Source organism: Paenisporosarcina sp. FSL H8-0542, assembly GCF_038632915.1.
In the GTDB taxonomy this organism is placed as follows: domain Bacteria; phylum Bacillota; class Bacilli; order Bacillales_A; family Planococcaceae; genus Paenisporosarcina.
The window spans coordinates 2,995,487-3,010,087 of record NZ_CP152050.1; the positions used below are offsets into that span (position 1 = coordinate 2,995,487).

Consider the following 14,601-nt stretch of genomic DNA (forward strand, 5'->3'; position numbering starts at 1 on the left):
GGATTCCAGCAAACGTTGTGGTGTTCATTATTATCATTTAGCGGTTTTTTGAAGAAAATTCATTTTTTCTTTGAGCTGTTGTTGGTTCCACTCGATGGTTTCTTCTGAAACAAAGGCCATTCGCTTGCGTTTCGGCAATTTGACTTGACCGTTCGTTGCCCGAGTATAGCCTTCAATCATGGCTGCGATTGCCAAAATAACGAGAGCAAAGCTGATGGCTGGACCCAGGGGCAACCAAGGAGCGCCTTGCAGGTAGCGGAAAGAGTTACCGAAAAGCCCTGCCCATTCGTATGAAATGGATCTAGGGGGATCGCCGAACATAGCGTCATAATCAACGTCTGTTCCACCTAAAAACAATTGAAGCATCCCTAAATGGGCAAAGACGATCAGCGATTCCACCACTTGTTGTCCGTAAAGAACCAACAATTTTTCACGCATTTGGGGGAATAAGTGACGGATGATCAGACGTCTGCGACTGGCTCCCAGTGTACGTGCCGCCAATATATATTCCTGGTGGTACAGTAGGTTGGCTTCATTGCCTACCAATGCTGCCACAATCGGAACCGTCATGAAAGCCATAATGACGACCTGAATGACTAACCTTTCTGTAATGGTCGTCGAGAATCCTTCTGGCGGCATCCAAAGAACTGGTGACAACAATAGCACGGCAAATATGGTCATGGGTACATAATGAATCGGATCAATTAATCCATTAATCCATGAGCGCTGACGTTGCAAATAAGTCCCAAGTGCAAAGCCTAATGGAATGGCAATCAACATTCGCAAAAATGCCACTGCCATGGCTGCAATAATCGTGTATTTGGCACCAATCATGATTTTTGCCAACATATCGTAGCCAAATTGGTCCGTTCCGAGCGGATGCATCCATTTTGGTGAAATTGGTGGTCCTTCCACTGCACGACCATTTTCTTCAATGAAAAACGTTTGCTTTGGAACACTTCCGAAAATCCATTCAAACACAAAACTGCCGACTAAAAAGAAAGCGATGATGCTGAATCCAATGAGAAATAAAGGTTGTCTCCAAACGGATTTCATCCAACAACACCTCCTCTTTTTAATCGATGAATAAAGTACCATTCCCCAAGGCTATACAAAAGGAAAATTGGCAGGAAGAAACTTATGATTGTCACTAAGAACAATGTGCCGCTCAAGTTTTCATACATGTACAACATAACGCCAGGAATATTGAACATCAGTTCGAGAATGAAGAGATTGGATAGCATAAACCACATCGTTTTTTTCGATTGGAAAAACACACTGATGATGGCATTGCGGAAAATGTGCATGAATAAGATGAATGCTTTTCCGAAGCCTAAAGATTTTGCCAGTTCAACATACATGTTCCGCTCTTCTGCTTCGAATGTCAGCATGCTCAATCGGTACAATTGAATCATCGGTAAAATCATCAGACATAGAACCGGTAGCCAATATATGCGATCGTCACCAATCACTGCAATTTTGGACACGAGTACCCCTGTATTCTGGAAAATAATTACGACAAGCAATTGGGCAAGCACGATGATTAGTATGTCAGGCATTGATTCCAGGAAATAAAAGAAAAGTTTGACACGTGCGCGTGCCTTTTCGCGCAATAGCATCGTGATGAAAGTGCCGATTAATGCGAACACCACAGCTACAACCAGTGCCAAAAATAATATTTGAAGTGAATAAGTGATATTTTCCAGAAGCTGTGGGAATATTGGGACTTCCCGTATTTCGCCACGCCCAACGAAATGGGCCACACTTAACTCACTAATATTCATTAGAGATGTTGCATGCAATTGAATCGTTTCTATGTATTCTTTCCATAATAATTCCCCCTGCTGTAAGCCGGCAATCAGCACAGGTGCTCCACTTATGAGCAAAATACTCACCAATGCAGCTACGAGCTGGATAACCCACTTGAGAAATCCTTTCATATTACCTTCCTCCTGTTCTCTAAAAAATCAGATAGTTTAATAATACCATATTTTTCTATTTCGTGGAACGAAGAAATTTTAGACGATCCTTATTCTTTCACGATTGTCTTCGTTCTTCCACCGTCGGAGTCGGGTTAGAGTGGCGTTTTCCACTTTTCCTACTGTCTAGTTCCAAACGCCAGCCCGCACCTACGCTTCAGAAACTCAATCGAAAACAAGTTTTCGTTTCGTTTCTTCCACCGTCAGAGTCGGGTTAGAGTGGCGTTTTCCACTTTTCTTACTGTCTAGTTCCAAACGCCAGCCCGCACCTCCGCTTCAGAAACTCAATCGAAAACAAGTTTTCGTTTCGTTTCTTCCACCGTCGGAGTCGGGCTAGAGTGACGTTTTCCACTTTTCCTACTGTCTAGTTCCAAACGCCAGCCCGCACCTCCGCTTCAGAAACTCAATCGAAAACAAGTTTTCGTTTCGTTTCTTCCACCGTCGGAGTCGGGCTAGAGTGGCGTTTTCCACTTTTCCATGAGCATGCTAATCGCATTAATCAGCAAAATTCACTATACTTATGTCTAGAAGTTTTGTTGTTAAGAGGGGGATAAAAAAGTGGACGTAGTACATGTAGCAAAGTTACAGGAATTGTTAAATTCCTTTGCAGATAAAGATGTTTATCTTCATTTGGAAACGACGAATGGTGCTTATGCATCTCATTTTGACGAGACTGTGTTTAATGCAGGGGCATTCATACGTAATATTGTCGTGAAGTATGAATTAGGAAAAGTCGCGGGTGACAGCCCTCACCGTGTTGGCTTAAAATTGCCACATGGCTGGGTGTATGCACAGGGGATCACTCATTTTGAATTGGATGAGTACGGTCGTTTGTTGATGGCTGGACACGATCAATCAGGAAAATTGGCAGTTGCGCTTCAAATCAGCGAAACGCCATTTACGTATTAAGAAGGAGGAAATCATATGACTTTAACACAAGAAAGACACGTACTCGTTGTATTTCCTCACCCAGATGACGAAGCATTTGGCGTTTCCGGTACCATCTCCATGTATATCAAACAGGGAACTCCGGTTACATATGCTTGTTTAACATTAGGCGAGATGGGACGTAATTTAGGAAATCCACCTTTTGCGACACGTGAGTCTTTACCACATATCCGTAAAGATGAATTGATTGCTTCCGCACAAGCGATGGGCTTGACCGATTTACGCATGATGGGTTTGCGGGATAAAACTGTAGAGTTTGAAGATGATGAAAAAATGGTTCAAATGATGACGAAGCTGATTGAAGAAACGAACCCATCACTCATCATTACGTTTTATCCGAACTACGCAGTGCATCCAGATCATGAAGCGACGGCTCGTGCGGTCGTACGTGCTGTTCGCCGTATGGATGAGAATCTGCGTCCGAAATTGTATGCGGTGGCGTTTGCAAATAATACAAAGGATGATCTTGGAGAACCTGATGTCGTTCATGATATTCAGGAAGTACGAGATCAAAAGATGGGCGCAATGCGTGCACATATTTCCCAGACAGCTTGGATGTTGGCGGAAATGGAGAAACGCTTGGCAGAAGGAGAACCTGAAGCTGAGAACTGGTTTACCTATGAGCGGTTCTATAATTACCGCTGGCATGAAGATTTTGAAGAAACATTCTAACTCTACAAGTAAATGATTATTTCCTAATGAAATCCTGGAGATTCCACATAAAATGGGTCTTTCAGGATTTTTATTGTTTAAGTTGTGGAATTATAAGGAATACATACAAATGTGGACTTTTTGAGCTTCGGCAAGTATCATTACTAGAGAAGTTGAATAATTATACATCTTAGGAGGACCCATTTTTGAAGAAGTTTTCACTTTCCACATGGTTATTGTTTCTAATACCATCAATTATTGGAATATTATTATTCATGATTCCATTCAAAATCGAGGGCGAATGGAAGATTCCTGTAGCCATATTGGCAAATATGGTCGCTGGAGTAGTAGAGCCAATCATGCCTTGGACCGTTACCGTTGTCATGATTATGGCAGCGATTGGATCGCTCGTATATCAATTTAAAAAAGATTCGAACCCTGAAGATCAGGCATTTTTCGATAAACTATTCCAAGTGAATTGGTTCTGGACGATCGTCCGTGTCATTGGGGCAATTTTTGCTGTCATGGTCGTTGCGAATATCGGACCAGAAGCAATAAGAAGTGAAGATACTGGTGGAATGTTGCTGTCACCTACTGGTTTACTATCATTCTTGTTCACTATTTTCCTATTTGCCGGATTACTATTACCACTTCTTCTAAACTTCGGATTGCTGGAGTTTTTCGGAACGATGATGGTAAAAGTCATGCGTCCTCTATTCAAATTGCCTGGCCGTTCTTCGATTGACGCGCTTGCTTCTTGGATTGGCGATGGCACAATTGGTGTTTTATTGACAAGTAAGCAGTATGAAGATGGTTTTTATACGAAAAAAGAAGCAGCAATCATTGGAACTACGTTCTCAGTGGTGTCGATTACTTTCTCGATTGTCGTTCTTGAAGAGCTTGGACTGGGTAGCTATTTCCTTCCATTTTATGCGACAGTTCTTGGAGCTGGAGTTGTTTTGGCATTCATCATGCCTCGAATTTACCCTTTATCACGCAAACCTGAAGAATACGTAGATGGACGTCCATACGATGAGCATGCAGAAACATTGCCTGAGGGCTATAATGTTGTAAGTCATGGGCTGGAAAACGCTTTGACAACGGCAGATAAAAACCGTTCATTCACTAAATTCATGTCCGACGGCTTAAAAAACGTATTGGATATGTGGATGGGTGTTGCACCAGTCGTGATGGCATTTGGTACGATTGCGTTGATGCTTGCGACTTACACAGATATATTTGTTTGGTTAGGCAAACCGTTTGAACCGTTGCTAATGGTTCTTGGTGTTCCAGAAGCCGCAGAAGCAGCACAAACAATGGTCGTTGGTTTTGCAGACATGTTCCTCCCAGCTATTTTGGGCGGACAAATGATTGAATCTGAAATGACCCGTTTCGTTATTGCGGCAACATCGGTTACTCAGTTGATCTACATGTCTGAAGTCGGCGGATTGTTACTTGGTTCAAAAATCCCTGTCAACTTCCTGGATTTGATTGTGATTTTCTTGTTGCGCACTGTGATTGCATTACCTATCATCGCAGGTGTCGCTCATTTATTGTTCTAAATTAAATTAAGCTGTCTCCAATGCCGCAATATCGCGGAGTTGGAGACAGCTTTTTCGTTTTTCTAAACATCTGGCCCAATTGGAAATCAAAAGTCTTTCTTTCAATAGCTTAGAAGTTCTTCTTCATTCATTGTTTCGCCAGTTTTAGAAACAATCATTGCCGCGACCATTTCTCCCCACTTCTCGTCAGGCATACCAATAGTGGATATTCAAACAACTTCAAAGCAAGAAGGCTCAATCAGTTCGTTTACGTACTCTATCTTATTTTTAGGATGCCATGCACGTTATGGACAAGTATATGCTCGGTTTAGAAATATCTAATCGTGTTTGGTTCCATCGACTATTTCTTATCACGAAAAAGCTGATGTTTCCATTTAACAGGAAACATCAGCCATTCTAAATTCGTTTTATTTTTCCGCTAATTTCGCCAGCATGTCCGCTGTCATTGCGTCTAAATCGTATTTTGCTTTGAAGCCCCACTCATTTTTAGCTGCCGTTGCATCAATGCTATCCGGCCAGCTGTTGGCAATTTCCTGACGCACTGAATCTACGTCATAAGATAATTCGAACGTAGGAATGTGCTTGCGAATCGATGCTGCAATTTCTTCAGGTTCAAAGCTCATAGCCGTAACGTTGAAGGCATTGCGATGCTGAAGTTTCGATGCATCCGCTTCCATTAAATCGACGATTGCTTGTAGTGCATCTGGCATATACATCATATCCATATATGTACCTTGTTCGATGTACGACGTGTATTTCCCTTCAGACAATGCTTTGTAATATATATCTACTGCATAGTCTGTCGTTCCGCCACCTGGAGGCGTAACATATGAAATCAACCCAGGGAATCGGACACCACGCGTATCTACCCCGAATTTTTGGAAATAGTAATCACATAGCAATTCACCTGACACTTTGTTCACGCCGTACATGGTGGTTGGACGTTGCAATGTATCTTGTGGCGTATTTTTCTTAGGTGTTGAAGGACCAAATGCGCCGATAGAACTTGGGGTAAAGAATTGAAGTCCTAGTTCGCGAGATGTTTCAAGTGCATTCACCAAACCGCCCATATTTAAATTCCAAGCAAGTAGCGGCTTAGCCTCAGCAGTAGCTGATAGCAATGCTGCCATGTGCATCATTGTATCTGCGCCGAAATCCTTCGCTAGCGTGTGCATGCGTTCTGCATCCATTACGTCCAGCAATTCAAACGGCCCGTTTTCTACAACCGGCGAATCTGTTTTGCGGATATCTGTCGCCAAAACATTATCTGCCCCATAAATTTCACGTAGTTTTGTAATTAGTTCCGATCCAATTTGACCTAAAGCACCGGTTATCATAATTTTTTTCAATTGAATTTCCTCCTCGTCAAATAAACACTTGTACTTTTCAGGGATACATATTATTTCAATACAACGTTGATATGATTACATTTTAATCAGTATTCATTATAGTGTGTTCATCATGAAAGTACAATACACATCATTGGTAAGTGTTTTTTCGCCGGCCCTTCCAATTCCCCCTATTTTTTTCCATTCAGCTCTTATCAATCGTTTGGTATAGTAATAGAAAAAAGGAAGTTTTATTATGAACATCAAATCACTGGCCATTACATACAGTTTGGTTTTTATCGTGACACTTGTGCTGTCCTTTCTACAATTCCCATTTGGGGCAATTTTATTGATTGTTTTTTTTACCATCATTCTCCCTTCTATATTGTGGCCACTCCATGCCATTTACTGGTCTAATGATCTGAATAGAATCGAAAAGTTTTTGCAAAAAAACCGTAAAAAGGCCGTTTTTGCCTTTCCTCTTGCTTTGGCCCATGGGAACCGTCAAGAAGTCGAAGAGAGCCTGCAGACCATCTTAACTAAGTACAAACAGCCCTCAATGCAGCAAGTCTATACGACTATTCTGGACATATTCCTCGGTGACTATGATGCTGCTCGAATCAGTGCAGAAAAAATCAAGAAAAAGTCATTGCGTACCTATTATTTAGCTAATATAGCCGCTAAAAGAGGGGACATTGAAGAAGTGATGCCACATATAGGATCGTTCGAAAAACCTTGGATGAACCATGTCATGAACTCATTCATCGCTCATCATGAAGGGAACGAGACTTTGGCAAAAACCGAATATCAAAAAGCGATTGACTCGTCACGTGGTTTACAAAAATATGTTGTCGTCCACTCACACAAGCATATGTAACTATGATTTGCCCACGCGAAACGTTCATTCGCGTGGGTTTTTTTGTGAAAATTAGAAGGTAAATGATTAGTTGCAACGACGAAATTCTATTGAAACCTACTATTCAGCCTTCAACAAAAAACCTCGACGCATCTTACCACGTCGAGGTCCATCTAGTTTTCTAACTCTTCTTAACATCTCACTGTTTTTTTCTTTTTTGGTTCACCACGCGCAATAACTTTTTCGATGTAATCGAAAGCAAGTGGGACTTTACAGGCGGTGCCTCCCATATCCACATGTACTTTGCCGATTTCAGTTGCCACGTGTTGAGCATCTTCCCGTAATTCCGGTACGTATCCACCAACGGAGATAACAAAAGCATTCATATTGTAACGTACCCGGTTCGGTGCCTGGTGAATGCCTACTCTTATTACTTCCAGCAATCGAGAAATTTCCTGCAAGTCTAACTCACTGGCTCCTGCATAGGTCAAGTAGTTCGTATATGTGCTCCACCCCGCACAAGCAACCATTTCATTGTCGGATTGCATCCACTCTCTAGCCAGTTCCATAGCAAACTGGCTTTCAGACGCTACCCAAGCGACCGAGTACTCAGATAGCATAGACCAATAGGCTGCCTTCACCCAATTTTGTAATTGATCTTTCGTCATCAGTTTTGGATCGATAGCTAGGGCCGCCAAGTACATGGCATCCGAAACTCCTGAGTCGTATAACTTCAATGCCAACTCCTGATCTTTCTTTACATGCTTCAAGATCTTCTTCATGTCACCTACCTTGACTCCGTAAAATTCACCAGTCGCTCCATGATTGACAAATGTCTTCTTTGTTTGCTCCGTACCAACTTCCTTTAGATAATTCATTACTTCTTCATATGTCACAAGCCCATCCCCCATCACCGAGTCATTTTCTAAAGATAATTCATCACTTCATATAAAAAAACACCCGAACGCTTTTACACATTCGAGTGTTCATCTGTCTTACTTAATTACGCCAAGTTCTTTACCGACTTTTTCATAGATGGCAAGTGCATCATCCAACATTTCTTTCGTATGGACTGCAGTAGGCATGTTACGAACACGGCCTGTCCCTTTTTGTACAGTTGGGAAGACAATCGCTTTCGCATAAACGCCTTCTTCAAACAGTCGTTTGGAGAATTGTTGCGTCAGTTTTTCATCGCCGATGATACAAGGAGTAATCGGTGTTTCAGAAGCACCGATATCGAATCCTAATTTCTTAAGACCTGCTTTTAAATAATCGCCATTATCCCAAAGCTTGTCGTGAAGCTCTGTTGAGTCGATAATCATTTGCAATGCTGCCGTAATTGCCGCAACATCACCTGGTGGCACGGCTGTTGAGAATAGGAATGGACGTGAACGAACTTTCAACCAATCGATTAATGATTGTTTACCAGCAACATATCCGCCTACTACACCCACGGCTTTAGATAATGTTCCCATTTGGAAGTCGATATCTTTTTCCAATCCGAAATGTTTAACTGTTCCTTTTCCTTTACCAGTAACACCTGATCCGTGTGCATCATCCACGTATGTGATCAAATCAAATTCCTTCGCGATTTCCACGATTTCCGGAAGTTTCGCAATGTCTCCATCCATTGAGAATACTCCGTCCGTGATCACCATGACTTTATTATAAAGACCTGATTCTTGTGCTTCTTTTGCTTTCGCACGTAAATCTTCCATATCAGAGTGCTTAAACGCAATGATTTTGGCTTTCGATAGTCGGCAGCCGTCAATAATGGATGCATGGTTCAACTGATCTGAAAGAATAGCGTCATTTTTATCCATAACGGCTGAAATAGCAGCCATGTTACAGTTGAAGCCTGATTGATAAGAAATTGCCGCTTCCGTTCCTTTGAATTCCGCCAGCTTTTCTTCTAACTTCACATGAAGGTCAAGTGTTCCATTAATCGAGCGGACCGCACCTGCTCCAACACCGTATTTATCAATTGTTTCTTTTGCAATGCGTTTCAATTCTTCATTTGTTGCCAATCCCAAATAGTTATTTGAAGATAAATTGATAAGTTCTTTACCGCGAACTTGGATTTTTGCTCCGTTCGGGCCTTCTACTGGATCGACTTCATTGTATAAACCTTGATCACGTAATTCTTGTAAATTTTCTTGTAAAAAAGCATCTAATACTTTAGACAAAAAACATCTTCCTCTCAAGCGAATTTATGTGCCACACCACTATCATTGGCAAATCGCTGGTGTATTATAATCTATTACATTTTAACATAAGCGCATTAGAAAAGTGCAAAGCTCCATTCTGTTACGACAAAAGGAATTTATATTGGCTTGTAAAAAATTTAACGTTCAAATTAATGGATTTATCAATCAAACTGGAGATTTATCGCTCAAAGTCAGCTATTTATTAATCAAACAAGTCTCATAACCAAGTTAACTTTTTGAACCACGGACACAAAAAAACGAGCTCAATTTGAGCCCGCGTTCATTTAAAAAATCATTTATATATAGAAGAATTATCTAACTTTTGGAAGAGATCATCCTCAATTTCCTGCCATTTAAAATTATTTACACACGCATCCAATGTCTCTTTTATTGTTTCGTCATCCGTACAATATACTTGTAGATATTCGGTTGCATGCAAAATTTCTTCTTTGTATCGAGCAACAATTCCATCTACTAATTTCTGATCTTCTTCATTTAATTCGCGGAATTTTTTAACGTCGTAAATTTCGTCTCCAGATCGTTCAGGCTCATATTCATGCGGAGCGGTGCTATCGAACAGTATAGTTTGCAGCTCAGGTAACCACACATAATCAATGCTGTTGCAGTCGAGTCCACACCAGCCCCACTGGGTATCAAGCCCTAAGCTCTCTGCTTTCTCGGCAAAGCTTTTCATCAATGTCGATTTTCCGCCACCTGGATACCCTTTGATGAATATGCGCCTTTTTACTCCTTTTGTTAAGGAAGCGAAATGATCTTTTGCGCCTTCAGGAGTTAACGTGCCCATCAATCGATGAGTTCGATGAGGGGTTTTATTGAATTTAAGCGTGGTGAAGGTTTCATCGAACAGTGTGTTCGCTTGCTCATCAAAGCCACTCCAGTCCATCCCATTTACATATGGAATTTCCCATTCGTCGTGAATCTTTTTCGCATTTGTTAATGTTTGCAATGCTTTTGCCAGCCACTGCTCACTGTGCAACGTCTTTTCCCGTAAAAAGCCACCGTGTTCACGCAACTTGTTTTCGTCATAAGCCTCATAGAATGAAATAACGTGATGGGTACTGCCATAATATTTAGGTTCAAAAGAAACTGGATGTGCAGCCTGTATAAATAGGATTCGATTGCCTCTTACAAAAGTGGCTTCAAGTGTATCTGCATGCAAAGGATCGTAAAACCACTCAATATCGTAGCCTCTTTTTACGTAGTGATAGCCAACTTGTCTGAATAATTCCGACAGTTTGAATGTCGGGGGAGATTTAATAAAATAGACTTTCCGTGCTTCGTTGATCAAATCGGCATAAATATTTTTTTCACCTTGTCCTGTAAAAGCACGTCCAAACTGATGCGTGATTGTTCCGTTCATCGACTCATCCCTTTCATTGTGTTGACTGCATCTACTATATGAAATGGGATGACAAAACATGAAAAAAAGCAGCCACTAAGAGTGCCCGCTTTCCTTGATTATTTAGAAACTGTCGTTAGTTTTTCAATCCATTTTTGTGATAGTGGCAATGTAAAATGCACGATATAACCGAGTGTCAACGCAATGATTACAGTCCCTACCCCTACAGGTCCTCCGAGAAGCCAGCCAATGACTGCAACAATCAACTCAAGTAACGTACGGACACGTTTGACTGTCCACCCCGTCTTCTCAATAAGAATCAACATGAGTGAATCGCGAGGCCCAGCCCCAATATTTGGCGCAATATACATCCCAACCCCGAACCCCATGATTGCTACACCTGCAATGAATAATCCGATTTCGGCAATTGGATTGTCTACAATCGGCAATAACCAAAGAAACATATCGATAAAAACTCCGATTAATATCATATTGAGCCATGTGCCTATTGGTGGCCAGCGCTTGGAATAGAGGGAAGTGGCAAGTACGATCAATAAACCGGTTACAATAGACCAAATGCCAATCGATAAGCCAAAGTTAATGAAAAGTCCTACATGCATAACATCCCATGGTGCTATACCAAGTATTTCTCCTCTAATGGTCATCGCAATGCCAAGAGACAGCACTACTAACCCGACTAGAAAGAAACTCCATCGTATGTAAATTGTGTTTGTCATCTAAAAGTGCCTTCTTTCCGTAAAAAATCCACTCATGCTTCGCATGAATGGATTCGAATCAATACTGAAAAGTATATCAGCATTATGTTTTAAGTGTTATATAAATTTATTCCTATTTGGTCAAAGAAGCAAATACCCCTTTGGTGCAGTATGCTAAATCAGTTGGATGCAAATGAATCTGCATTCCGATTTTGCCGGCACTGACAATCATCGTATCAAGTTCTTTCGCAGTTTCATCGATGAACGTGGGAAATAGCTTTTTCATTCCAAGCGGTGAACAGCCTCCGCGTATATAGCCAGTCACCCCTAGCAGATCTTTTACCGGAAGCATTTCAACTTTCTTTTCTCCGGCAGCTTTAGCGGCTGCTTTTAAATTTAGTTCCTGATCTACTGGCACCAGGAAAACGGATACTTTCCCTGGACCTGCAGTAGCAACCAGTGTCTTAAATACTTTTTCAACCGGCTGTGCAATTTTATGCGCAACAGAAACACCATCGATTTGTCCGTCGGATACTTCATATTCAAATAAGTCATAGCTGATTTTTTGTTGATCCAGTAAGCGGACTGCATTTGTTTTTGTTGGTTTGGAAGACTTGGCCATAGACATTTCCTCGCTTTACAAAAATCTTTATTCCTGATTCAATAATTTCTTCAGTGCTTCAGCCATTGCTGTATTTTGAGGTTCATCTTGTTGTTTCAAGAATTTCTGTACATCTTTCTTATTGGCTTTTGCTCCACCTGAAGATTCACGACGTTTTTCAAAGGCCGACAATTTTTCTCGATGACCACATTTACAAACAAACAGTTTGCCATCTCCTTCACCACGCATTTCCATCCGTTTGTGACACACTGGACAACGTGCATTGGTTTGCATGGACACCGATTTTTTGTAGCCACATTCACGATCTTGGCATACAAGCATTTTGCCACGTTTGCCGTTTACTTCAAGCAAATTCTTTCCACAAGTCGGACAGGTCTTACCCGTGACATTGTCATGTTTGAACTTTTGATCGCTTTGTTTGATTTGCGTCACAACCGTTTTTGAAAAGGTTACCATGTCTTTCATGAATTGTTCCTTTTTCATCGTACCCTTTGCAATTTTCGTCAATCGCTGTTCCCACTCACCCGTTAAGGACGGGGATTTTAAATCTTCAGGGACCAATTCAAGCAACTGTCTTCCTTTGGAAGTCGTGTAGATATCTTTGCCTTTCTTTTCAATGACAAAGCTATTGAATAATTTCTCAATAATATCAGCGCGTGTTGCCACTGTTCCAAGTCCACCCGTTTCGACTGCTGTCTGGATAATGTCTTTAGACTCCCCAGCCATAAATGACGAAGGATTCTCCATCGCAGAAAGTAATGTCCCTTCATTGAATCGGGCAGGTGGTTTCGTTTCACCTTGTGTCATGGAGATAGCACGAATTTCAATCGTGTCTCCTTTTTGTACAGGAGGCAACGTGCTTTCTGTGTCGTCTTCTTTGTCTTGATAGACACGTTTCCATCCTTCATCCCGGACGGTTTTTCCTTTTGCCGTAAATGTTTCTCCAAGCACTTCCAGTGTAATGACTGTTTGATCATATGCATAAGGAGGCAGGAAAACGGCTAAAAATCGCTTAACGATTAAGTCATATAATTTTCGTTCTTTGTCTGATAGATTTTGCATGACCGGCGATTCCTCAGTCGGAATAATCGCGTGGTGATCGCTCACTCTTGCATCGTCAATTACTCCTTTTTGCGGTTGGATATTCGCTGAACGCAAAATACTGTTCGTCGCAGCTCTGTAAGGTTGCAAATCTACTGCTTTAATACGTTCTTTCAAGGTCGACTTCATGTCGCTTGATAAATGCTTCGAATCCGTCCGTGGATACGTCACGATTTTATGGCGTTCGTATAACCCTTGCAACGTGGACAGCGTTTCTTTCGCTGACCAGCCAAACAGACGATGGCCTTCTTTTTGAAGTTCGGTCAAGTCAAACAATGGTGGTGCAGGTTGCTTTTTAGGTGTTGTTTGAATGGACTTGATCTTTCCTTCTTTGCTCTTGTCCAATTTCTTCAGAACTTGCTCGACCTGGTCCTTATTGAAATTGCTCGACTGATTATTCGGGCCAAATGACCATGTATAGTTTGCCTCTTTCGTTAATGCTTGCAAACCGTAATATGTTTTAGATTTAAAGTCGCGAATTTGTTTCTCGCGTGCTGCTATCATTGCGAGAGTTGGAGTCTGCACTCGTCCCGTCGATAATTGCGCATTGTATTTCACTGTTAGTGCACGGGTTGCGTTAATACCAACCACCCAGTCGGCTTCCGCTCGTGCAACTGCTGCTTCATACAAATGTTCATAGGCTCGGCCGTCTTTCAGTTCACGGAATCCTTTTTGAATCGCTTGATCCGTTACCGAAGAAATCCACAATCGCTTCACCGGTTTACGGCTTTTCGCTTTTTCTAAAATCCAACGTGCAACCAGTTCCCCTTCACGTCCCGCGTCAGTCGCAATAATGACTTCTTTAACGTCCGGTCGGTTCAGTTGTGCTTTAACAGCATTAAATTGCTTCATCGTTTGTTTAATCGGCACCAGCTTGAATGGCTGAGGCAAGATCGGCAAATCCTCTAGTTTCCATTCTTTATAGCTGTTATCGTATTGTTCAGGGTCAGCATGCGTGACCAAATGGCCAAGTGCCCAAGTAACAATGTATTGTGTTCCTTCTAAAAAGCCGTTTCCTTTTTTATGACAACCGAGGACGCGGGCGATATCGCGTGCTACGGATGGTTTTTCTGCAAGTACTACTGATTTTGACAAAGTGTCCGCCCCTTTCTTACATTCATCTATTATAACGGAAAACGGTGGTGGCTGTTTAGTGCGAGCTGGGGGGCAATTTGATTTATTCCTCTTCACGATAGGTTTATTCCCTTTCGCAAAGACCTCATTCCCTTTCACCCACTAATTTCCAACAAAAAAACCACTTCGCATGGATT

Annotated in this window: 13 protein-coding genes; 4 read left to right on the forward strand and 9 right to left on the reverse strand. The window is 41.7% G+C overall.

Going from position 1 to position 14,601, the window contains the following annotated elements; all coding sequences use genetic code 11:
- Positions 1-33: 33 nt before the first annotated feature.
- Both MHH33_RS15075 and MHH33_RS15080 read right to left on the reverse strand, forming a co-directional pair.
- The gene (locus tag MHH33_RS15075; RefSeq protein ID WP_016428336.1) at positions 34-1,056 is read right to left on the reverse strand and encodes an ABC transporter permease subunit; all 1,023 of its coding nucleotides are present in this window, start codon (positions 1,054-1,056) and stop codon (positions 34-36) included.
- On the reverse strand, positions 1,053-1,940 hold the full coding sequence (locus MHH33_RS15080) for an ABC transporter permease subunit (protein WP_016428337.1): 888 nt from the start codon (positions 1,938-1,940) through the stop codon (positions 1,053-1,055). The genes MHH33_RS15075 and MHH33_RS15080 overlap by 4 nt, the downstream gene beginning before the upstream one ends.
- A 597-nt stretch (positions 1,941-2,537) precedes the next feature.
- Here MHH33_RS15080 and MHH33_RS15085 point away from each other — a divergent pair.
- From MHH33_RS15085 to MHH33_RS15095, 3 genes are all read left to right on the forward strand, one after another.
- Entirely contained in the window at positions 2,538-2,888 is a 351-nt protein-coding gene (locus MHH33_RS15085; RefSeq protein ID WP_342542209.1) for a YojF family protein, read from the forward strand.
- Positions 2,889-2,903: 15 nt separating this feature from the next.
- Positions 2,904-3,599, forward strand: a complete 696-nt coding sequence (bshB2, locus tag MHH33_RS15090) for a bacillithiol biosynthesis deacetylase BshB2 (protein WP_016428339.1) — start codon at positions 2,904-2,906, stop codon at positions 3,597-3,599.
- Positions 3,600-3,784: 185 nt separating this feature from the next.
- Entirely contained in the window at positions 3,785-5,140 is a 1,356-nt protein-coding gene (locus MHH33_RS15095) for a YjiH family protein (RefSeq protein WP_342542211.1), read from the forward strand.
- A 407-nt stretch (positions 5,141-5,547) separates the two neighbouring features.
- Here MHH33_RS15095 and MHH33_RS15100 read toward each other — a convergent pair whose 3' ends face one another.
- On the reverse strand, positions 5,548-6,489 hold the full coding sequence (locus MHH33_RS15100) for an L-threonine 3-dehydrogenase (RefSeq protein ID WP_016428341.1): 942 nt from the start codon (positions 6,487-6,489) through the stop codon (positions 5,548-5,550).
- A gap of 235 nt (positions 6,490-6,724) precedes the next feature.
- Here MHH33_RS15100 and MHH33_RS15105 point away from each other — a divergent pair, with 235 nt between their 5' ends.
- Entirely contained in the window at positions 6,725-7,345 is a 621-nt protein-coding gene (locus tag MHH33_RS15105) for a hypothetical protein (protein WP_016428342.1), read from the forward strand.
- Positions 7,346-7,515: 170 nt separating this feature from the next.
- Here the strand turns inward: MHH33_RS15105 and MHH33_RS15110 are convergent, their stop codons facing one another.
- From MHH33_RS15110 to MHH33_RS15135, 6 genes are all read right to left on the reverse strand, one after another.
- Positions 7,516-8,220: a DNA alkylation repair protein gene (locus MHH33_RS15110; protein ID WP_016428343.1), complete on the reverse strand. Its 705-nt coding sequence runs from the start codon at positions 8,218-8,220 to the stop codon at positions 7,516-7,518.
- A gap of 99 nt (positions 8,221-8,319) precedes the next feature.
- Positions 8,320-9,510 (reverse strand): glycine C-acetyltransferase, encoded by a 1,191-nt coding sequence (locus MHH33_RS15115; protein WP_016428344.1) that lies wholly within the window; start codon positions 9,508-9,510, stop codon positions 8,320-8,322.
- A 313-nt stretch (positions 9,511-9,823) separates the two neighbouring features.
- Positions 9,824-10,912, reverse strand: a complete 1,089-nt coding sequence (locus MHH33_RS15120) for a hypothetical protein (protein ID WP_016428345.1) — start codon at positions 10,910-10,912, stop codon at positions 9,824-9,826.
- 98 nt (positions 10,913-11,010) lie between these two features.
- Positions 11,011-11,628 carry a membrane protein gene (locus MHH33_RS15125; RefSeq protein WP_016428346.1) on the reverse strand — a complete coding sequence of 206 codons (618 nt, stop codon included), beginning with the start codon at positions 11,626-11,628 and terminating at the stop codon, positions 11,011-11,013.
- A gap of 112 nt (positions 11,629-11,740) precedes the next feature.
- Positions 11,741-12,229: a Cys-tRNA(Pro) deacylase gene (gene ybaK, locus MHH33_RS15130; RefSeq protein ID WP_016428347.1), complete on the reverse strand. Its 489-nt coding sequence runs from the start codon at positions 12,227-12,229 to the stop codon at positions 11,741-11,743.
- A 27-nt stretch (positions 12,230-12,256) separates the two neighbouring features.
- A complete protein-coding gene (locus MHH33_RS15135; RefSeq protein ID WP_036659482.1) occupies positions 12,257-14,425 on the reverse strand; it encodes a DNA topoisomerase III in 2,169 nt (722 codons plus the stop codon).
- Between the last annotated feature and the right edge of the window lie 176 nt (positions 14,426-14,601).

Excerpts from the sequence above, each read along its gene's own strand:
- MHH33_RS15075 (WP_016428336.1), bottom strand. The coding sequence starts at position 1,056 with ATGAAATCCGTTTGGAGACAACCTTTATTTCTCATTGGATTCAGCATC.
- MHH33_RS15125 (WP_016428346.1), bottom strand. The coding sequence starts at position 11,628 with ATGACAAACACAATTTACATACGATGGAGTTTCTTTCTAGTCGGGTTA.
- MHH33_RS15105 (WP_016428342.1), top strand. The coding sequence starts at position 6,725 with ATGAACATCAAATCACTGGCCATTACATACAGTTTGGTTTTTATCGTG.
- bshB2 (WP_016428339.1), top strand. The coding sequence starts at position 2,904 with ATGACTTTAACACAAGAAAGACACGTACTCGTTGTATTTCCTCACCCA.
- MHH33_RS15080 (WP_016428337.1), bottom strand. The coding sequence starts at position 1,940 with ATGAAAGGATTTCTCAAGTGGGTTATCCAGCTCGTAGCTGCATTGGTG.
- MHH33_RS15120 (WP_016428345.1), bottom strand. The coding sequence starts at position 10,912 with ATGAACGGAACAATCACGCATCAGTTTGGACGTGCTTTTACAGGACAA.
- ybaK (WP_016428347.1), bottom strand. The coding sequence starts at position 12,229 with ATGGCCAAGTCTTCCAAACCAACAAAAACAAATGCAGTCCGCTTACTG.